This is a genomic window from Novosphingobium olei, from assembly GCF_012927405.1.
In the GTDB taxonomy this organism is placed as follows: domain Bacteria; phylum Pseudomonadota; class Alphaproteobacteria; order Sphingomonadales; family Sphingomonadaceae; genus Novosphingobium; species Novosphingobium olei.
Map to the genome: position 1 here is coordinate 476,229 of NZ_JABBGM010000002.1, position 18,638 is coordinate 494,866.

General features: G+C 67.8%; 17 protein-coding genes. 7 read left to right on the forward strand and 10 right to left on the reverse strand.

Annotated elements, in window-relative coordinates; all coding sequences use genetic code 11:
• Positions 1–6: 6 nt before the first annotated feature.
• Genes ada through HHL27_RS06315 form a run of 3 tightly spaced genes read left to right on the forward strand, consistent with a single transcriptional unit; the run spans position 7 to position 2,523 of the window.
• Positions 7–1,062, forward strand: a complete 1,056-nt coding sequence (gene ada / locus HHL27_RS06305) for a bifunctional DNA-binding transcriptional regulator/O6-methylguanine-DNA methyltransferase Ada (protein WP_169492522.1) — start codon at positions 7–9, stop codon at positions 1,060–1,062.
• A 2-nt stretch (positions 1,063–1,064) separates the two neighbouring features.
• Entirely contained in the window at positions 1,065–1,964 is a 900-nt protein-coding gene (locus HHL27_RS06310; RefSeq protein ID WP_169492523.1) for a CPBP family intramembrane glutamic endopeptidase, read from the forward strand.
• 55 nt (positions 1,965–2,019) lie between these two features.
• Positions 2,020–2,523 carry a ferritin-like domain-containing protein gene (locus tag HHL27_RS06315; RefSeq protein ID WP_169492524.1) on the forward strand — a complete coding sequence of 168 codons (504 nt, stop codon included), beginning with the start codon at positions 2,020–2,022 and terminating at the stop codon, positions 2,521–2,523.
• Positions 2,524–2,817: 294 nt separating this feature from the next.
• Here HHL27_RS06315 and HHL27_RS06320 read toward each other — a convergent pair whose 3' ends face one another.
• From HHL27_RS06320 to HHL27_RS06335, 4 genes are all read right to left on the reverse strand, one after another.
• Positions 2,818–3,141: a hypothetical protein gene (locus HHL27_RS06320; RefSeq protein ID WP_169492525.1), complete on the reverse strand. Its 324-nt coding sequence runs from the start codon at positions 3,139–3,141 to the stop codon at positions 2,818–2,820.
• Positions 3,142–3,253: 112 nt separating this feature from the next.
• Positions 3,254–4,828, reverse strand: a complete 1,575-nt coding sequence (locus HHL27_RS06325; RefSeq protein ID WP_169492526.1) for a cryptochrome/photolyase family protein — start codon at positions 4,826–4,828, stop codon at positions 3,254–3,256.
• Positions 4,825–5,886 (reverse strand): glycosyltransferase, encoded by a 1,062-nt coding sequence (locus HHL27_RS06330; protein WP_169492527.1) that lies wholly within the window; start codon positions 5,884–5,886, stop codon positions 4,825–4,827. Before HHL27_RS06330 ends, HHL27_RS06325 begins: the two co-directional genes overlap by 4 nt.
• Positions 5,886–8,051, reverse strand: coding sequence for a primosomal protein N' (locus tag HHL27_RS06335; RefSeq protein ID WP_169492528.1), 2,166 nt, complete (start codon positions 8,049–8,051; stop codon positions 5,886–5,888). The genes HHL27_RS06330 and HHL27_RS06335 overlap by 1 nt, the downstream gene beginning before the upstream one ends.
• 70 nt (positions 8,052–8,121) lie before the next feature.
• Between HHL27_RS06335 and HHL27_RS06340 the strand changes: the two genes are divergently transcribed.
• Together HHL27_RS06340 and trhO are read left to right on the forward strand one after the other, a co-directional pair.
• Positions 8,122–8,802, forward strand: a complete 681-nt coding sequence (locus tag HHL27_RS06340) for a DUF4197 domain-containing protein (RefSeq protein ID WP_169492529.1) — start codon at positions 8,122–8,124, stop codon at positions 8,800–8,802.
• A 43-nt stretch (positions 8,803–8,845) separates the two neighbouring features.
• Positions 8,846–9,793, forward strand: coding sequence for an oxygen-dependent tRNA uridine(34) hydroxylase TrhO (gene trhO / locus HHL27_RS06345; RefSeq protein ID WP_169492530.1), 948 nt, complete (start codon positions 8,846–8,848; stop codon positions 9,791–9,793).
• A 7-nt stretch (positions 9,794–9,800) separates the two neighbouring features.
• Here trhO and HHL27_RS06350 read toward each other — a convergent pair whose 3' ends face one another.
• Positions 9,801–11,060: an acyl-CoA dehydrogenase family protein gene (locus tag HHL27_RS06350; RefSeq protein WP_169492531.1), complete on the reverse strand. Its 1,260-nt coding sequence runs from the start codon at positions 11,058–11,060 to the stop codon at positions 9,801–9,803.
• A gap of 36 nt (positions 11,061–11,096) precedes the next feature.
• Positions 11,097–11,978 (reverse strand): helix-turn-helix domain-containing protein, encoded by an 882-nt coding sequence (locus tag HHL27_RS06355; RefSeq protein WP_169492532.1) that lies wholly within the window; start codon positions 11,976–11,978, stop codon positions 11,097–11,099.
• A gap of 127 nt (positions 11,979–12,105) precedes the next feature.
• Here HHL27_RS06355 and pobA point away from each other — a divergent pair, with 127 nt between their 5' ends.
• Complete coding sequence (gene pobA, locus HHL27_RS06360; protein ID WP_169492533.1) at positions 12,106–13,275, forward strand: 4-hydroxybenzoate 3-monooxygenase; 1,170 nt, start codon at positions 12,106–12,108, stop codon at positions 13,273–13,275.
• 39 nt (positions 13,276–13,314) lie between these two features.
• Here the strand turns inward: pobA and HHL27_RS06365 are convergent, their stop codons facing one another.
• The 4 genes from HHL27_RS06365 to ligK form a co-directional block, all read right to left on the reverse strand.
• Positions 13,315–14,631 (reverse strand): family 1 glycosylhydrolase, encoded by a 1,317-nt coding sequence (locus HHL27_RS06365; protein WP_169492534.1) that lies wholly within the window; start codon positions 14,629–14,631, stop codon positions 13,315–13,317.
• 73 nt (positions 14,632–14,704) lie between these two features.
• Complete coding sequence (locus HHL27_RS06370) at positions 14,705–15,598, reverse strand: amidohydrolase family protein (RefSeq protein WP_169492535.1); 894 nt, start codon at positions 15,596–15,598, stop codon at positions 14,705–14,707.
• Positions 15,595–16,668 carry a 4-oxalomesaconate tautomerase gene (locus HHL27_RS06375; protein WP_169492536.1) on the reverse strand — a complete coding sequence of 358 codons (1,074 nt, stop codon included), beginning with the start codon at positions 16,666–16,668 and terminating at the stop codon, positions 15,595–15,597. Before HHL27_RS06375 ends, HHL27_RS06370 begins: the two co-directional genes overlap by 4 nt.
• Positions 16,661–17,335, reverse strand: a complete 675-nt coding sequence (ligK, locus tag HHL27_RS06380) for a 4-carboxy-4-hydroxy-2-oxoadipate aldolase/oxaloacetate decarboxylase (RefSeq protein WP_169492537.1) — start codon at positions 17,333–17,335, stop codon at positions 16,661–16,663. The genes HHL27_RS06375 and ligK overlap by 8 nt, the downstream gene beginning before the upstream one ends.
• Before the next feature lie 115 nt (positions 17,336–17,450).
• Here ligK and HHL27_RS06385 point away from each other — a divergent pair, with 115 nt between their 5' ends.
• Entirely contained in the window at positions 17,451–18,605 is a 1,155-nt protein-coding gene (locus tag HHL27_RS06385) for a LysR family transcriptional regulator (RefSeq protein ID WP_169492538.1), read from the forward strand.
• The last annotated feature ends 33 nt before the right edge of the window (positions 18,606–18,638 follow it).

Below are 18,638 nucleotides of genomic sequence, written 5' to 3' on the forward strand. Positions count from 1 at the left end.
CCTGTCATGTCGAACATCATGAGCGAGGCACTGGATGACGAGGAATGCTGGAGCGCGGTGCTGCTGCGCGACCGGGCGTCCGACGGGCGCTTCGTGACGGGCGTGCTGACCACGGGGATCTATTGCCGGCCAAGCTGTGCGGCGCGGCATCCCCGGCGCGAGAACGTGCGCTTCTTCGCAGACGGCGCGGCGGCGCGCGCGGCGGGACTTAGGCCATGCCTGCGCTGCAGCCCCGACGACGTGGCGCGCGATGAACGCGCGGTGCTGGCAGCGATTGCGGCGATCCGCAGCGCGGGCCAGCCGCTGGCGCTTGCCGATCTCGCCGCGCAGGCAGGCTATTCGCCGACGCATTTCAGTCGCGTGTTTGCGCGCCACACCGGCCTTTCGCCCGCCGCCTATGCCCGCGCGCTGCGCGCCGAGCGGACCGCCGAGGCGCTGAGCGGCGAGGACAGCGTGACGGGCGCCATCTACGAAGCGGGGTTTTCAGGACCGTCGCGGTTCTACGCGGCGAGCGAGGGGAGATTGGGCATGGCGCCATCGGCGTGGGTCAACGGCGGGGCGGGCGTGACGATCCGCTGGGCGGTGGTCGAAACATCGCTGGGGGCCATGCTGGTGGCCGCGACCGACAAGGGGGTGTGCCGCCTCTCCTTCGCCGAAGGGCCCGAGGCGCTGGCCCGGCGCTTCCCCAAGGCCGAGCTGGTCGAAGGCGGCAAGGAGTTCGCCGCGCTGCTGGCGCAAGTCGTGGCGGCGGTCGAGGCGCCGGGCAGTGCCGCGCACATCCCGCTCGACGTGCGCGGCACCGCGTTCCAGGAGGCGGTGTGGCGCGAGCTGCAGCGCATCCCGCCGGGCGAGACGCGCAGCTATGCCCAGATCGCGGCCGCGGTGGGCAAGCCCGGCGCGGTGCGCGCGGCGGGCAGCGCCAACGGGGCCAACAACGTTGCCGTGCTGATCCCCTGTCACCGCGTGGTGCGATCGGACGGTAGCCTTGGCGGCTATGCCTATGGCCTTGCGATAAAGCAGGCGCTGCTCGATAAGGAGGGCGGACGCGACGTAGGGGGGTAACCATGGCCACTTCTGCGCGCGATCCTGCGCCTGGTACGTTTTCACGCATCCTTGCCCATCCGCTGACCTTGCTGATCCTTGGCGAGGCGCTGGTCGGCTTCCCGGCGATCGTTCTCGCCAGCTTCGGTCCCAATCAGATCCGGGCGATCAACCCGGCGCTGGTGTTCCCGTTCACCGTCGCGGCGGTAATGGCGACGTTCGTGGCGTACCGCGCGTTCAAGCGATGGATCGAACGCAAGCCCGATGGCGAACTTCCGCTCGGCTTGGGTTCGCTGAAAGAGGTGACGGGCGGCTTCGCGCTCGGCGTTGCGCTGTTCAGCCTGCTTGTCGGCGCGGTGGCGCTGATGGGCGGGCTGAAGGTTACCGGCATGGGGCACGGCACGATCTTCTTCCCCATTGCGGCGATGTCGCTTGCGGCGGGGGTCAACGAGGAAGTGATGTTCCGCGCCATCGGTTTCCGCTTCGTGGAAAAGCTGGGCGGCAGCATCGTCGGCCTGTTCGCCGCCTCGCTGTTCTTCGGCTTGGCGCACCTTGCCAATCCCGGCGCGTCGCTGTTCGCGGCGGTGGCCATCGCGGTCGAGGCGGGCATCCTGCTCGGCGCGGCCTACATGGTCACGCGGAGGCTGTGGCTGGCGGTGGGGCTCCACGCCGGCTGGAACTTCACCCAAGGGTTCATCTGGTCGATCCCGGTTTCGGGCAATCCGGCGGGCGACGGCCTGTTCCTGACCGAACGCAACGGCCCCGACTGGCTGACCGGCGGAGCCTTCGGGCTCGAAGCATCGGCGGTGACGCTGGTGATCGCGACGATCGCCGGGCTGATCATGCTGCGCATCGCGATCCGGCGCGGACACTGGGTGCCGTTCGGTTGGTTGCCCCCGACGGACGAGGCGAAAAGCGCTTAACGCAGGGGCCGGTTTCAGGCAGGCTGCGAGCGAACGACAATCGGGGAGAGAAGCAATGGCCTTTGCACTGGAGCCGGGCTGGCCGCAGAGCTTGCGCGAGGCTTTCGCGCACATCGGGACGGTGACCAGCCCGAGCGTGGACGACATCAAGATCATGGCGCTGGTCGAGGCGGCGAGCGAGACGCTCTACCAGCTTTCGGCCAAGGGCACCGAGCATCCTGGCGTGATCGACATCCTGCACAGCAACGGCCGCGAGGAAATGGTCCACGCCCGCCGTGCGGCGCAAGTCGTCGGCCTGCTCGGCGGTGGCGAGTTCGAGCCGCCGGAGGCTGAGGACAATCCCTATCTCGCCGCCGCCGATGACCTGCCGGTAGCAGCCATCACGCCCGAAGGCCTGCGTAAGCAGGCGCAGGGCGAATTCGGCGGGCAGGCGCTCTACGAAAGCTGGGCCGCGCGCATCGACAACCCGCAAGCCGCCGCGCTGCTGCGCCAGAACGGGGCGGAGGAAGTGGACCACGGGAACAGGTTGCTGGCGGCGGCGGAACTGCTGGAGGGGTAGGGAAGCTGGTGTCCGGAAGAAGGTCCGCATTGTCTCCCGTCACCCCGGGCCTGACCCGGGGTCCCGCTTTTCTGACGAGGTTGCAGGAAAGAAGCGGGATCCCGGGTCAAGCCCGGGATGACGGCGATCTTAGGGTTGAGATCGAATCACCAACTGTCATGCGAGCGAAAGCTGGCATCACTTCCGGTTTACGGTGTGATGCCGGCCTGCATCCTGATGTCCTTGCGACATTTCCGCCACGCTGACGGCTCGCTCCCTTGCGCTCGCGCAGCCGATAGTGTGGAAACACCCGGCCTACGCAACCACGGCGCGGACCACCATCCCGATGGCTAGGACAATTAAGGCTGCGATCACGAAGCAGCCCCAGCGAGGCAAGGAGAGCCCGGCTTCGTCCTCACCCCGGATGATCTCCTGCAGAGAGTGACCGGTTTTGCTGTCGAGAAGCGCATCCGGGGCCAGCTGCCCAAATGCCATTTGTTTTTCCGCGCAGAGCGAGTGTGCGTAAACACTTTGCGCTGCCTCCCGCTCCCACAGGTTGGTCGCGATCAAACGCAGGGCGGCGTAATCTTCCTTGGCTATGCCGTTGCCGCAGAAGCAGCAAACGTAACCGCGATCCATTCCGCACTTCCTTCCTGCGATCCCAGCCGTCCCATTATCGGCCTCTTTATCGACAACATCGGTCGCCACTAACCGGACGCCCGCTTCTCAGCGCAAACCGCCAAGACCCCAACTAACCTCGCGCCCAGCCCGGTTCCGCCGGTTCCAGCGTCGCCAGAAACGCCTCGGCGCTCTCGATATAGTCGCGCCGCTTGTCATCGGTCATGCGGCGCCAGGTGGCGTAGGGCTGGAACAGGCGGGGGTTGCGGGCGAGCTTGCTCTCGTTGCGGGCGAGGAAGTGCCAGTAGAGCGCGTTGAAGGGGCAGGCGTCCGGGCCGGTCTTGACCTTCACCTTGTAGGCGCAGGTGCCGCAATAGTCGCTCATCCGGTCGATGTAGGCGCCGCTCGCGGCATAGGGTTTGGAGGCGAGGCGGCCGCCGTCGGCGTGGAGCGCCATGCCGGCGACGTTGGGCAGTTCGACCCATTCGTAGGCATCGGCATAGACGGTGAGGAACCAGTCGGCCACCTCTTGCGGCTTGAGCCCCGCCAGCAGCGCGAAGTTGCCCAGCACCATCAGCCGCTGGATGTGATGGGCATAGGCATTGTCGCGCGTGGTGCGTACGGCTTCCGACAAGCAGCGCATCTTCGTTTCGCCCGTCCACCAGAAGTCGGGCAGCGGGCGCGTGGCGTCGAGGAAATTGGCCTCGGCCATGCCGGGCATGTCGAGCCAGTACATGCCGCGCACGTATTCGCGCCAGCCGATGATCTGGCGGATGAAACCCTCGACCGCCTCGATGGGCGCGCGGCCTTCGTGGTACTCGGCCTCGGCGGCCCGGCACACGGCGAGCGGATCGAGCAGGCCCAGGTTGATCGCCGGCGAAAGCAGGGCGTGGAACACGAAATCCTGCCCCGCCACCATCGCATCCTGCCAGCGTCCGAAGTGAGGCAGGCGCCTTTTCAGGAAGTGGGCGAGGAGCCGTTCGGCGTCCGCCCGCGTCACCGGCCAGTTGAATTCATCCAGAGTGCCGAAGTGGCGGGCGAAGCGGCTTTCCACCATGGCGATCACGTCGCGCGTCGTGGCATCGGGGGCGAAGCGTGGCGGGGCGGGGAAGCTGGCGCCTCTTTCGGGCCCGGCGCGGTTTTCGGCGTCGAAGTTCCAGCGCCCGCCGACCGGCTTGTCGCCCTCCATCAGCAGGCCGGTCTTGCGGCGCATGTCGCGGTAGAAATACTCCATGCGCAGTTCGCGCCGCCCGGCGGCCCATTCGTAGAAATCGGGCAGTGGGCAGACGAAGCGCGTGTCGGCCAGGATCCGCAGGCGAACGGGCAGATCCTCGCGCCATTGCTCCATCGCTTGCCGCAGGCGGTATTCGCCGGGTTCGGTCACCTGCACGCCGCGGGCATCGTGCCGGGCAATGGCGCGCGCGACTTCGCCGGTGAGGCTGCCCGAATTGCCTTCGTCTTCCAGCCGCACGTAATCGACAGTCCAGCCCGCCTGCCGCAGCTCGGTGGCGAAATGGCGCATGGCCGAGAGGACCAGCGCGATCTTGGCCTTGTGATGGCGCACGTAGGTGGTCTCGTCGGCGACTTCGGCCATGAGCACGACGGTATCGTCAGGCGTCCGGTCGGCGAGGCTGGAGATCGCGGGCGAAAGCTGGTCGCCCAGGATCAGCACGAGGACCGGGCCCTGCTTGTCGTTGCTTGTGGTCATCCGAGCAGCTCCCGCCACTGGCCGAGCACGGCTTCCAGCGTGAGCGCGGGGTTGGCGCTGACGTGCGGCCGCGCGCCATCGCGCCAGGCGCGCACCCGCGCGACGACGGCGCCAAGATCGCGCGCATCCAGCCGCTCGTCCGGCGTCAACAGGTCGACCGCCGCGCCGAAATTGTGCGCCAGCGCGGGCGTGCCGAGCGCGTGCGCTTCGGCAAAGACCAGCCCGAACGCCTCGGGCACGACCCATTGCGGGTAGAACAGGCACAGCGCATCGGACAGCTGGCGATGGAGTTCGGGCTGGGGCAGCGAGCCCATCAGCACGATGCCGTCGCGATCAGCGGGCAGGTCCTCCTCGCGAATCGGATCGTAGCGCGGGCTGGCGAGGTGCAGGCGCAGCAATGGCATCTCCGCCCGGGCGGCGGCGAACGCGGCAAGGATCATCGGCAGGCGGTCGGTCGGGCTGGAGCAATAGACCAGCTTGTCGCGATCGAGCGGCGGTCGCGGATCGGGCGGGTACACCACCACCGGGTTGGGAATGACCCGGATGCGCGGGGAAGGCGGACCGGGCAGGCGCCGCTGGCGCTGCAGCGCCTCTGCCTGGTTGGCGGCGTGGAAGGGCGAAAGGCACACGCGGGTAACGCCGGCTAGGCCGTGGAGCAGCACTTCGCGGTCGGCCTTGAACGAGGGCGGCGGCAGTTCGGCGTAATCGATCGAATCGTGGTTCCACAGAAAGATAGGCGTGCGCAGGGCAAAGCGGCGCAGGCGCGGGGCAAGTTCGTCGTGACGCTGGACGACGATGGCATCGGCGGCGCGGGCAAGCTGACGCAGGGCGCTCCACGGATGCCAGCGCACGCCGCCGCCATCGCGCGGCTCCGTGCGGACATATTGCACCACGTCGACATGATGGGTGGCGGCAAGGCCGCAGGCGATGCGCACCAGCGTGGTCTCGCTGCCGCCGATGGCGGGGCCGGCCTGGCCGAGCGTGCGATCGTCGTAGACCGCGCCGCCGAAGGTTTCGACGAAAAGGATGCGGCGTCGTGCGGGGCCGGGGGAACGCATCACACGAAGCTATAGGGATCGACGTCCACCGCAACCCTGACACCGGGGGCAAAGCGCAAGGGATCGAGCCATTCGCGGATCACGCGCTGCAATTCCGTCGAGCGGCGGGCGTTGATCAGCAGGCGATAGCGATAGCGCCCGCGCAGCAGCGAAAGCGGGGCGGGCGCGGGGCCCAGCACCAGCACGTCCTTCAGGCGCGGCGCGGTGCCGCCGATGGCGCGGGCGGCATCGCGGGCCTCGGCCTCGTCCTCGGATGAGACGATGATCGCGGCCCAGCGCCCGAACGGCGGGGCGTTCGCCTCGCGCCGGGCTTCGGTCTCTGCGGCGTAGAACGCGTCGCGGTCGCCGCTTGCCAGCGCCTCGATCACCGGGGCATCCGGGTGGCGGGTCTGGATCAGCACTTCGCCCGGCTTTTCGCCGCGCCCGGCACGGCCCGCGACTTGGGCGACCTGCTGGTAGGTGCGTTCGGCCGCGCGCAGATCGCCGCCTTCCAGCCCCATGTCGGCATCGACCACGCCGACGAGGGTGAGCTCGGGAAAGTGGAAGCCCTTGGTGACGAGCTGCGTGCCGACGATCACGTCGATTGCCTTCGCTTCGGCCTGCGCCACGAATTCGGCGGCCTTGGCCGGGCTGGTCAGCGTGTCCGAGGTGACCAGCGCGACGCGCGCCTGCGGCAGGATCGCGGCGACTTCATCGGCAATGCGTTCCACGCCGGGGCCGCAGGCGACGAGGCAGTCCTTCTCGCCGCATTCGGGGCAGGCGTCGGGCGGGGGCACTTCGTAGCCGCAGTGGTGGCAGGCGAGGCGGCGCGAAAGGCGGTGTTCGACCAGCCAGGCCGAGCAGTTGGGGCACTGGAAGCGATGGCCGCAGGTGCGGCATAGCGTGAGCGGCGCATAGCCGCGACGGTTGAGGAACAGCAGGCTCTGTTCGCCCTTGAGCAGCCGGTCCTTCAGCGCATCGACCAGCGCGGGGGCGAGCCACTGGCCCCGGGGCGGCTGCTGCTCGCGCAGATCGACGACGCGGATGTCGGGCAGGGTCGCGCCGCCGAAACGGCTCGGCAGGACGAGCCGTTCGTAGCGCCCGGCCTCGGCCATCTGCAGGCTTTCGAGCGCGGGCGTGGCGCTGGCCAGCACCACCGGCACGCTTTCGAAATGGGCGCGCATCACCGCCACGTCGCGCGCGTTGTAGCGCACGCCATCGTCCTGCTTGAAGCTGATCTCGTGCGCTTCGTCGACCACGATCAGGCCCAGCCGGGCGAACGGCAGGAACAGCGCCGAGCGCGCGCCGACCACGACGCGGGCCTGCCCGAAGGCGACCTGCCGCCAGGCGCGGCGGCGCTCGGACGATTTGAGCGAGGAATGCCAAGTGACCGGCGGCACGCCGAAGCGCGCCTCGAACCGTTTAAGGAAGCTTTCGGTCAGCGCGATTTCGGGCAGCAGGACAAGCACCTGCCGCCCTTGCGCGATCGCGGCGGCGATGGCTTCGCTGTAGGTTTCGGTCTTGCCCGAACCGGTCACCCCGTCGAGCAGGTACGGGCGGAATTCGTGCGCCTCGACCGCGGCGACCATCTTGGCGGCGGCCTCGGCCTGCTCGGCCGAAAGATCGGGCTCGGCATGGCGCGGATCGGGCGCGGGATAGGGGCGGTCGCTATCGACCAGCACGGCTTCGAGGATGCCGGCATTGACCATGCCGCGCAGTACCGCGTCGGACACGCCGGCGATCTCGGCCAGTTCGCGGATCGTCCCCTGCTGTCCGTTCAGAAGATCGAGCGCCTGCGCGCGCTGCGGGGTAAGGCGCGCCGGTTCGTGCCCGGTCAGGCGGTATTCGGTGACTGTGCCACCGCCGCGCAGCGCCGCACTGCTCGACAGCGCCATCCGCGCGACCGAGGCGAGGCTTGTGACGTAGTAATCTGCGCACCATTCGATCAGCCGGCGCAGCGGGGCGGCCAGCGGCGGCACCGGCAGGACCTGCAGCAGCGGGCGCAGCTTCGCATCCGGAACCTCGCTGGCGGGCAGCCGTTCGGCCTCCCAGACAACGCCCACGATCTGGCGTGGCCCCAGCGGCGCAACAACCACGCTGCCCGGCTCCACCGTCATGCCTTCGGGCACGCGATAGTCCAGCGGCCCGAGGGCGGCGTTGAAGACAAGGCAGCGGACGCGGTTCATCGTGGGGACTGCATATGGCGGGCATGAGCGGGCGGTGAAAGCCCGCGCGGCAAAAAGAGGAGACATGGGCATGGCAGCAGTGCTGACCCGCAGGGGATGGATGATCGGCAGCGGCGCGCTGGCCGGAACGGCGGCGCTGAGCCTGGCGGGATGCGCCAGCTATGGCGGCTTTTCGCTGACCGAAGTGGTGCGGCACCTGCTGCAGGCTTCGGCCAACCGCGCGTTCGACCGGTTGCTGGCGCCCGGCGGGTTCTATGATGACCAGATGGCGCGGCTGGCGCTGCCCGAACAGCTCGGCAATCGCGGCGGCATGCTGCAGCAGCTGCTGACCGGGCCGCTGTTCAAGGACCGGCTGGCGCGTGCCTTCAATGACATGGCGGAGCGCGCCGCCTATCGCGCGGCGCCCGCGGTGACCGAGGCGATTCGCGGGATCGGCGTGCGCGATGCGCTGGCGCTGGTGCGCGGCCGCCCGGACGAGGCGACCAACTACTTGCGCGGCGAGATGTCAGGACGGCTGATCGACGTGATGTTCCCCGAATTCGGCAACCTGCTCCACGCAACGTCGGACCCGCTGGTGGGCCAGGCGCTGCAGGTGGCGACCGGCGTGGATGTGAATGCCATTGCCAACGATCTGGCCCGGCAGGCCGATGACGCGATCTGGCGGGCGATCGGCCGCGAGGAAGCGGAAATCCGCCGCGATCCGCGCAGCACGCGCGATCCGCTGCTCGAACGCGCGTTTGGTGGCGGCTGAGTGAATTGACGAAAAGGCCGCTATCGGGGAAGGGCGGCGCATCATGACCGCAGCTGCTTCCCCGTTCACCGTCGCCGCGCTGTACTGCTTCACGCCGTTCCAGGATACGGCGGCGCTGCAGGGGCCGCTCGAGGCGATCTGCCGCGCAAGCCGCGTCAAAGGCACGCTGCTGCTGGCGCACGAGGGCATCAACGGCACCATCGCTGGCCCGGACGCAGGCATTGCCGATGTGCTGGCGCATATTCGCGCACTGCCGGGCTGTGCCGATCTTGACGTCAAGCTGTCCCATGCCTCGGCCATGCCGTTCCACCGGCTGAAGGTGCGGCTGAAGCGCGAGATCGTGACGATGGGCGTGCCCGACATCGATCCGCGCGCCAGCGTCGGAACCTATGTCGATGCGCAGGACTGGAACGCGCTGATCGCCGATCCCGATACGATCGTGATCGACACCCGCAACGACTACGAAGTGGCGATCGGCACCTTCGCCGGTGCGATCGACCCCAAGACCGCCACCTTCCGCGACTTTCCCGGCTGGTTCCGCGCGCACCGCGATGAACTGCTGGGGGAAGGGCGCAGGCCCAAGGTCGCAATGTTCTGCACCGGTGGCATCCGCTGCGAGAAATCGACCGCGTTCCTGCGTCAGGAAGGGATCGACGAGGTCTACCACCTCAAGGGCGGCATCCTGAAATACCTCGAGACGGTGCCCGAGGACGAAAGCCTGTGGCAGGGCGAATGCTTCGTGTTCGACGAACGCGTCGCCGTTGGCCACGGCCTGCGCGAAGGTAGCCACGGCCTGTGCCGTTCGTGCCGCCGCCCGGTGAGCGCGGCCGACCGGGCACCGCCGCTCTACGAGGAAGGGGTGAGCTGCGCCGCCTGTTACCCGGAAAAGACCGACGCGCAGCGCGCTTCGTATCGCGAACGGCATCGGCAGGAAAAGCTCGCCGCGGCGCGGGGCGTGCGCCATGTCGGCGATCCGGGGACGCCCGCCTGAACGCCGCTTAGCGCAAGGTTTCGGGAATGGTGAAGTAGCGCGTGTTGCGGCCCAGCGTGTCGCCCACGCGATCGAGTTCGGCCCGCGCCACGGTGCGCAGGTGCACTTCGTCCGGCCCGTCGAACAAGTGCAGCGCGCGGCCCCAGGTGTAGAAATACGCGAGCGGGGTGTCGCTGGTCAGCCCCATTGCCCCGAACACCTGGATTGCGCGGTCGAGCACCCGCGTCTGGAGCTGGGCGGCGACGAGCTTGATCGCCGATACGTCGACCTTGCAGGCCTTGTTGCCCTGCGCATCGAGCCGCGCTGCGGCGCGCAGCACCAGCAGGCGGGCCATGTCGATCTCCACCCGCGATTGCGCGATCCAGTCCTGGATGTTGGCATAGCCGCAAATCGCATGGCCGAAGGCGCGGCGTTCGAGCGCGCGTTCGCACATCAGATCGAGCGCGAGTTCGCATTGGCCGATGGTGCGCATGCAATGGTGCACCCGCCCCGGCCCCAGCCGCGCCTGCGCCAGCGCGAAGCCCTGTCCTTCGGCGCCCAGCAGATTGGCGGCGGGCACGCGGCAATCGCGGAACACAAGTTCGCACTGCCCCTCGATCGCGTAGTGGTGCAGGATCGGGATGTTGCGCACCACGGTCAGGCCCGGCGTGTCCATCGGCACGATGATCATCGAATGGCGCGCATGGCGCGGCTGCACTTCGTCGGCATCGCTCACGCCCATGACCACCGCGAACCGGCACAACGGGTGGAGCGCGCCGGTGATGAACCACTTGCGCCCGTTGATGACGTAATCATCGCCGTCGCGGCGGATCGTGGTGCGGATGTTGGTGGCATCGGACGAGGCGACGTCGGGCTCGCTCATCGCGAAGCACGAGCGGACGCTGCCGTCGAGCAGCGGGACCAGCCAGCGGGCTTTCTGTGCTCCATTCGCATGAAGATGGAGAAGTTCGATGTTCCCGCTATCAGGCGCATTGCAGTTGAACGCCTCCGAAGCCCAGGGCAGGCGGCCCATGATTTCGGCGAGCGGTGCATATTCGAGGTTGGTGAGGCGGGTGCCGGGCTCGTCGTCACGCAAGCCGGGCAGGAACAGGTTCCACAGACCGTCGGCGCGGGCGATCTGCTTGAGCGGCTCCATGATGTGCAGGGGATATCGCCCGGCGGCGACCTCGGCATTCCATTCGGCGTTGTAGGGCAGCATGTAGTCTTCGAGGAAATCCTCGACCTGCCGCCGCAATTCGTTGACCCGCGCGGAAAATTCGAAGTCCATGACGATCGCCCCCCTTTGCCGTGAGGGTTGGCGCGATCAGGCGGCGGGATCATTGTCCTGGATCAAGCGGCCCCGCAGCGCTTGCCGTTCGGCGAGCGGACGATGGCCCGTCATGCGCAGGTAGAAGCGCGAGAACCACGAGGGATCGGCAAAACCGAGGTCTTCGGCGATCTGCGCTACCGTGGCGCTCGTGTAGCGCAGGCGGCGCTGCGCTTCGAGCGCGAGGCGGCGGTTGATCAGCACCTGCGGCGGCGCGCCCAGCCGGGCGCGGGTGAGGCGGGTGAGCGTGCGCACGGTGAGCCCCATCGAGCGTGCATAGAATTCGAGCGGGCGCTGTTCGGCAAGGTGCGTTTCGACGAGGTGGCGGAACAGGCCCAGCCGGCGGTCGTCGCCGGGCGTGGCAGCTTGCCCGGCGATCGAGCGGACCAGCGCTTCGGCCAGCGCCTCGAACAGCGGGTCGGCGGTGGCGCCCGCGCTTTCGGCGATGTGCAGCAGTTCCCGGGTCAGCCAGTCAACCCGCGCGACGGCGTCGGCGGCGATCTCGCCCGAGCCGCCCTGCGCAAGAAAGCCGGGCAGAGGATCGCCATCGCCGCGCCCGCGCCCGGCAAATTCCTGCGATAGCGTCAGCACGTGGCCACGGGTGCCGGGATCGAAGCGGAAACCGTGGACCACGCCGGTCGGCACCACGATGAAACTAGGCGCGGGCAGGGCAAAGGGCGCGCCATCGAGCGTGACGCGCGCATGTCCTTCCTGCACCACGAGAAGCTGCACGACGCGATCGTGGCGATGCGGCGCAATGGTCCAGTCATGGAGCGCGCTGCGTTCGGCGATCGTCTCAATATGCGCGAAACCGGCGGGGCTCTGCCAATCTCCTTCACCATAGAGGGCAAACGTCGGGATCGCGGCGGGCTGATTCATCGCATGTCCTGAAAATGCCAGAAGATTGACGTTGCCGTCCCTTCACCCCGGCAAGCGCCGATGTCAATTGCATGTCCACTGGAATGACGCGCCGCCGGCGAGCGGCCATCGTGGGGAGAGCCAGGCAATGAAGACCCAGGTTGCGATCGTTGGCGCCGGCCCTGCAGGCCTGCTGCTTGGCCATCTGCTCAAGGCGGAGGGCATCGACTGCGTCGTGGTCGAGCGCCAGAGCGGCGACTATGTGCTGTCGCGCATCCGGGCCGGCGTGCTCGAACAGATTACCGTGCAGCTGATGGAGCGGCTTGGCCTTGATGCCCGTCTCAAGGCCGAAGGGCTGATCGAGGGCGGCTTCAACCTTGCCGATGGCGAGCGACTGATCCGCATCGATTGCGAAGGCCTCACCGGCAAGACTGTGGTCGTCTATGGCCAGACCGAAATCACCCGCGACCTGATGGACGCGGCCGCCCCGCGCGGGCTGAACGTGATCTATGATGCGGGTGACGTGGCGCTGCACGATATCGAAGGCGATGCGCCTTATCTCACCTTTACCAAGGACGGGGCGGCGCAGCGGATCGACGCGCGCTTCATCGTCGGGTGCGACGGCTTCCACGGCCCCAGCCGCCAGGCGATCCCGGCGAGCGTGGGCAAGAGCTTCGAGCGCGTCTATCCGTTCGGCTGGCTCGGCATCCTGGCCGACGTGGCGCCGTGCAACGACGAGCTGATCTATGCCAACCACGAACGCGGCTTTGCGCTTGCATCGATGCGCAGCCCGACGCGCAGCCGCTACTACGTCGACGTGCCGCTGACCGAAAAGATCGAGGACTGGTCCGACGATCGCATCTGGGACGAACTGGCGCTGCGCCTTGGCCCCGATGCCGCGGCCAACATGACGCGCGGCCCTTCGATCGAGAAGTCGATCGCGCCACTGCGCAGCTTCGTGTTCGAGCCGATGCGGTACGGCAGCCTGCTGCTGTGCGGCGATGCCGCGCACATCGTGCCGCCCACAGGGGCCAAGGGGCTGAACCTTGCGGCATCGGACGTGCACTATGCTTCGGCCGCGCTGACCGCATTCTTCAAGCGCAACGATGCCGACGCGATCGCCGGCTATTCCGACAAGGCGCTGGCCCGCGTGTGGAAGTCCGAGCGATTCAGCTGGTCGCTGACCAAGCTGATGCACCGCTTCCCCGAAGACGGTCCGTTCGAGCGGCGCATGCAGGTGGCCGAGCTGGACTACATCGCCAACAGCCGCGCTGCGCAGCAGACGATCGCGGAAAACTACGTCGGCCTTCCGGTCTGAAGAGGGCGAAGAGGCGGTGGGGACCGCCCCTTCGTTCGATCAGACGAGCGCGTTAGCCTCGGCGATGCGCTTTAGCACCATCGCGCTCGGCTTGGGCGTCCGCTTGAACGTTGTCCGGTCGAGCGTGCACAGCCCGAAGTGGATGCCATAGCCGAACACCCATTCGAAGTTGTCGATCAGCGACCAGTGGCAATAGCCGTGGACGGGCACGCCCTGGTCCATCGCCAGCTTCAGTTCGCGCAGCGCGTTCGGGATCAGCCATGCGCGGATGCTGTCATCGTCGCTTCCGACACCGTGCTCGGTCACGATCACGGGGATGCCCGTCGCTTCATGGGCATAGCGCACCGCGCCCGCCAGCGAGCCCGGCCAGACTTCGGCCCCCATCTTGTTGCGCCGCGCGTCGGCGGGGGCGGGGACCACGCCCTTGTCGTTCCAGACCTTGCGCTCGTAATTCTGCACGCCGACGAAATCGTCACCGCGGGCGGCACGCAGCCATTCGCCGTAATAGCGTTCGCGCATTGCGTCGCGCAGCGAGTTCCGGCCCACCGCCTGATCGTCCATCATGGCCAGGCTTACGCCCACAGGCAGGTCGCCACGCACCGCCTTGATCGCGGCTCGTCCCTGCTTGTGCCCTTCCAGCTGATGCGCGCGGAAGGATTTGGGATCGTCGATGTGCAGCGCGCTGCCCGCACTGAAGCGTTCCACGCCCATCGCACGGGCGCAGGCCTTCAGCATCGCCTTGTCCTGGGCAAGAAGATCACCCGGCAGCAGTTCGGCGAGCAGCCCGGCAAGGTTGGGCTCGTTCAGCGTGGTCGCATGGCCGATACCTTCGGCCAGGTGACGGGCAGCGCGGTCGCAATAGCGGGCGAACAGGGCCGGGGCTTCGGGATTGTGCCAGCCCCCGCGCCCGGCGAACCAGCGCGGGGTGGTGAAGTGGTTGAAGGTGACGATCGGGTGAAGCCCGCGCGCACGGCAGCCTTCGATCATCGCCTTGTAGTGATCGAGCATGGCGATCGAGAACAGGCCGGGTTCAGGTTCGATCCGCGCCCATTCGAGGCTGAAGCGATAGGTGTTGAGGCCGAGGGTCTTCACCAGATCGAGATCGGTCTGCCACAGCTCGAAACTGTTCGCCGCATCGCCGGAGGGCTCGACGAACGTGGTCGGCTTGACGTTTTCCATCAGCCAGGCATCGGCGTTGATGTTGTTGCCTTCCACCTGGTGAGCGGCCGTTGCCGAGCCCCACAGGAAGCCCTGCGGAAAGGCCGGGCTCGGCTTTGTGGCCTTGGCCTGCGCGACCAGCGGCGCGGCACCCAAAGCTGCCGCGCCGGCGATCAACGATCGACGATCGAGTTCCACTCTGCACTCTCCCCACTATAATAGAATTCAAATTCTGATTATGGTGCAGGCCGAGCTTTGGCAAGCCGTGTGGTCAGAGTTCCTCGGGCCAGTAGAGCCGCATCGGGTTGTCGATCAGCAACTTGCGCTGAAGATCGACCGTGGGCGCGATGCGCGGGATCATGTCGACGAGGTGGCCATCGTCGGGGATCTCGGTGTCCATGTTGGGGTGCGGCCAGTCGGTGCCCCACAGCACGCGGTCCTGGTAATCGGCCACCAGCGGCGCCACCGCAGCGGCAAAGGCGTTCCACGGGTCTCCCGCGCCGCCCTCCTTGATCGCGTCGAGCCGGTCAGGGCAGGTGGCCTTGAACCAGATGTCGTCGCGGCTGTCGAGAAACGCGCGGAACGCCTTCATGTCCGCGCCGTCCGGCCCTTGCCGCACGTCGGGCCGGCCCATGTGGTCGATGACGAGGGGGACGGGGATGGCGTCCATGAACGGGCGCAGTTCTTCAAGGATGTCGGCCTCGAAGTAGATGACCACGTGCCAGCCCTTGGGCAGGCGGCGGGCGACTTCGAGAAACTTGTCCTTGGGCGCATCGTCGACAAGCCGTTTGAGGAAGTTGAAACGGATGCCGCGGATGCCGCCTTCGTGCAGGGCGTTGAGGTCTGCTTCCGAGATGGCGGGATCGACCACGGCGACGCCGCGCGCCTTGCCTTTCGACTTGGCGATGGCGTCGAGCGTGGCGGCGTTGTCGGTGCCGTGGCAGCTCGCCTGCACGATGACGTTGCGCTCGAAGCCGAGGAAGTCGCGCAGCGCGAACAGCTTGTCCGGGCCGGCGTCCTGCGGAAGGTACTTGGCCTTGGGCGAGAAGGGGAACTGCGCCATCGGGCCGAAGACGTGGCAGTGCGCGTCCACGGCGCCCGGCGGCGGGGTGTAGCGCGGCTTGCTGGGATTGGTGTGCCAGGAAAGGATGCGGTCAGAGGTCATCCGAATACAACTCCGTCCATCAGTTTGCGCGCGGTGCGCAGCAGGGCGGCGGTGCGGACCGCGCCGGTTTCGTCGGTTTCGAGCACGCAACTCATTTCGCCGGTCGGGTGTTCGACCGAGAGCGTCTTGCGGGCACCTCCGGGGATCTCGGCCACTTCGGCGGCGGGCGAGCCCGGGATCAGGCAGGCCGTGGCAACGCTGACCGCGCCGAGCACACCGATGGTGGCATGGGCGCGGTGCGGGATGAAGCTGCGCACGGTGACCGCGCCGCCATTCTTCGGCGGGGCAACGAGCATCATCTTGGGCACCGACTTTTCCTTGACGTCGCCAAGGTTCATGCGTTCGCCGACGGCAAGGCGGATGGCTTCGATCCGGGCCTTGAGTTCCGTGGCATTGTCGAGCCAGTCGCGGTCCTCGTAGCCGGTGATGCCGAGGTCGGCGGCCTTCATCACCACGCAGGGCATGCCGTTGTCGATCAGCGTGACGGGCACGCCGTTGACCACGTCGACCGCATTGCCGGTGGGCAGCAGCGCGCCGCAGCTGGAACCGGCCGTATCGCGGAATTCGAGCGGGACGGGGGCGTGGGTGCCGGGGACGCCGTCGATGGCGGCATCACCCGTATAGGTCACGTGCCCGCCCGGGGTCTGCACAGTGGCGACAGCGACCTGCCCGGTGTTTTCCATGTAGATGGCGACGCGGGTCTCATCGCCCGTCGCAGCGACGAGGCCGCGTTCGATGGCGAAGGGGCCGACGCCCGCCAGGATGTTGCCGCAATTCTGCGCATCGGTGACGATCGCCTGATCGACGAAGACCTGCAGGAACAGGTAATCGACGTCGATGCCCTCGCGCTCCGATTTGGCTACCACCGCGACCTTGCTGGTCAGCGGATCGGCACCGCCCATGCCGTCGATCTGGCGCGGATCGGGACTGCCCATCACGGCGAGCAGGAAGGCATCGCGTGCGGCCGTATCGGCGGGCAAGTCGGACTTGAGGAAATAGCCGCCCTTCGAGGTGCCGCCGCGCATCCATAGGCAGGGTGCGCTGTGCCCGGTGAGGCGGGCGTCAGACATACTTGAGGCCTTCCTTTTCGAGGCGCTCGCGCATCTTGTACATGTCGAGCCCGAGCACGCCGGCAGCGAGTTTTTCGCGCTTTTCGCCCTCGTTGGCTTCGCGGGCCTGCGCCGCCTTGAGCACGGCTTCGGCATTGGCGCGGGGTACGACGCAGACGCCGTCGTCGTCGGCCACGATCACGTCACCGGGGTTGACCAGCGCATTGGCGCAGACCACCGGCACGTTGACGCTGCCCAAGGTGTTCTTGACCGTGCCTTGCGCGTAGATCGCCTTGGACCAGACGGGGAACTGCATTTCGGTGAGGTCGCGAACATCGCGCACGCCGGCATCTATGATGAGGCCGCGGCAGCCGCGTGCCTGCGCGCTGGTGGCGAGGAGATCGCCGAAATAGCCGTCTTCGCACGGCGAGGTGGGGGCGAGCAGGAGGATGTCGCCCGCTTTCAGCTGTTCGATGGCGACGTGGACCATCCAGTTGTCACCCGGAGGGGCGCTGATCGTCACCGCGCTGCCGGCGACGCGCGCGCCACGGTAGATCGGACGCATGTAGGAGGCGAGAAGGCCGGTGCGTCCTTGCGCTTCGTGGACCGTGGCGACGCCGCAAGCGGCAAGGCCGTCGATCACCGCAAGATCGGCGCGTTCGATGTTCTGGACGACGATACCCGACATGGGCAGCTCCTTATGCGGGGGGGGGCTATGTGCAGCGTTGCCTTCTGCCCCTCGCGCCGCGAGCGCTAATCCGATGTTTGCGCCATGCCATAAGGAAATGCTAAGTGCGTTTGTGATGACTGCATCCGTCCCCAATATCCGACACCTTGCCGCACTGGTCGCAACGGTTCGCTATGGCAGCCTGACGCGGGCGGCAAAGGCGGTCAACCTGACCCAGCCGGCGCTGACCCAGGCGATCGCGCGGCTCGAAAGCGATCTTGGCTGCGTGCTGTTCGAACGCTGTACCGCCGGGATGACGCCCACCGAGGCCGCTTTGCTGCTTTCTCCGCGTGCCGAAGCCGCGCTGGCGCACATCGGCAGCTCGCGCGTGACGGCGACCCAGCTTCGGGCGTTCAGTGCGCTGGCGCGGGCGGGGTCCTATGCCGGCGCTTCGGAGGAAACCGGCCTGTCGGCCGCATCGCTCCACCGCGCGGTGGCGGACCTGGGGGTCGCGCTGGGGCAGCGGCTGGTCGACCGGCGCGGCCGCTCGATCCTGCTGACGCCTGCGGGCGAGCGCCGCGCCAAGGGCTTCGGCCTCGCGCTCGCCGAGCTGCGCAGCGGGCTGGACGAAGTGGCGGCCTGGCAGGGCAAGGCGGCGGGGCGCATCGTCATCGGCGCGATGCCGCTGTCGCGGGCGGCGTGGCTGCCGCAGGCCATGCTGCGCTTTCGTGCCGAGGCGCCTGCCGTAGCGCTTTCGGTGGTCGAAGGCAGCCATGCCGAACTGGCCGGTCCCTTGCGCGAAGGCGATATCGACCTGATGCTCGGCGCGCTGCGGGCGGACAGCGCGCTTGATGACCTGGCGCAGGAGCCGATGTTCGAGGACCGGCCGGCCCTGATCATGCGGGCGGGGCACCCGCTGGCGCAGGCAGCAGCTCTGCACGGCGCGGCGCTGGCGCAATGCGAATGGATCCTGCCAGGACGCGAAACGCCGTTGCGCGGTTATTGGGAAGACATGATGCGCACGCTTGGCGTGGAGCCGCCGGCCATCGCCATCGAATGCGGATCGGTAATGACCATCCGCCAGCTGCTGGTCGCATCGGATGCGCTGACGATCCTTTCGCCAGCGCAGCTGGCGGTCGAGCTCGACGCCGGTCTGCTGGTCGCAGTACCCCCGCCGATGCCGGTCGCGCGGACAATCGGAGTCACCACCCGGCTGGGCTGGCGGCCCACCGCGACGCAGGCCCGGTTCATCGCCATCCTGCGCGAAGTGGCTGAAGAAGACTTCGCATAAAGTTATGATCCGGGCGCTCTTCCCATTTGTGTG

What these genes read in the sequence shown, in the direction of transcription:
- ligK (WP_169492537.1), bottom strand. Translation starts at nt 17,335, where the DNA reads ATGTCGGGTATCGTCGTCCAGAACATCGAACGCGCCGATCTTGCGGTG.
- HHL27_RS06355 (WP_169492532.1), bottom strand. Translation starts at nt 11,978, where the DNA reads ATGAATCAGCCCGCCGCGATCCCGACGTTTGCCCTCTATGGTGAAGGA.
- HHL27_RS06375 (WP_169492536.1), bottom strand. Translation starts at nt 16,668, where the DNA reads ATGTCTGACGCCCGCCTCACCGGGCACAGCGCACCCTGCCTATGGATG.
- HHL27_RS06330 (WP_169492527.1), bottom strand. Translation starts at nt 5,886, where the DNA reads ATGCGTTCCCCCGGCCCCGCACGACGCCGCATCCTTTTCGTCGAAACC.
- trhO (WP_169492530.1), top strand. Translation starts at nt 8,846, where the DNA reads ATGACCGCAGCTGCTTCCCCGTTCACCGTCGCCGCGCTGTACTGCTTC.
- HHL27_RS06350 (WP_169492531.1), bottom strand. Translation starts at nt 11,060, where the DNA reads ATGGACTTCGAATTTTCCGCGCGGGTCAACGAATTGCGGCGGCAGGTC.
- HHL27_RS06315 (WP_169492524.1), top strand. Translation starts at nt 2,020, where the DNA reads ATGGCCTTTGCACTGGAGCCGGGCTGGCCGCAGAGCTTGCGCGAGGCT.
- HHL27_RS06310 (WP_169492523.1), top strand. Translation starts at nt 1,065, where the DNA reads ATGGCCACTTCTGCGCGCGATCCTGCGCCTGGTACGTTTTCACGCATC.
- HHL27_RS06335 (WP_169492528.1), bottom strand. Translation starts at nt 8,051, where the DNA reads ATGAACCGCGTCCGCTGCCTTGTCTTCAACGCCGCCCTCGGGCCGCTG.
- HHL27_RS06320 (WP_169492525.1), bottom strand. Translation starts at nt 3,141, where the DNA reads ATGGATCGCGGTTACGTTTGCTGCTTCTGCGGCAACGGCATAGCCAAG.
- HHL27_RS06340 (WP_169492529.1), top strand. Translation starts at nt 8,122, where the DNA reads ATGGCAGCAGTGCTGACCCGCAGGGGATGGATGATCGGCAGCGGCGCG.
- HHL27_RS06325 (WP_169492526.1), bottom strand. Translation starts at nt 4,828, where the DNA reads ATGACCACAAGCAACGACAAGCAGGGCCCGGTCCTCGTGCTGATCCTG.
- ada (WP_169492522.1), top strand. Translation starts at nt 7, where the DNA reads ATGTCGAACATCATGAGCGAGGCACTGGATGACGAGGAATGCTGGAGC.
- pobA (WP_169492533.1), top strand. Translation starts at nt 12,106, where the DNA reads ATGAAGACCCAGGTTGCGATCGTTGGCGCCGGCCCTGCAGGCCTGCTG.
- HHL27_RS06370 (WP_169492535.1), bottom strand. Translation starts at nt 15,598, where the DNA reads ATGACCTCTGACCGCATCCTTTCCTGGCACACCAATCCCAGCAAGCCG.
- HHL27_RS06385 (WP_169492538.1), top strand. Translation starts at nt 17,451, where the DNA reads ATGACTGCATCCGTCCCCAATATCCGACACCTTGCCGCACTGGTCGCA.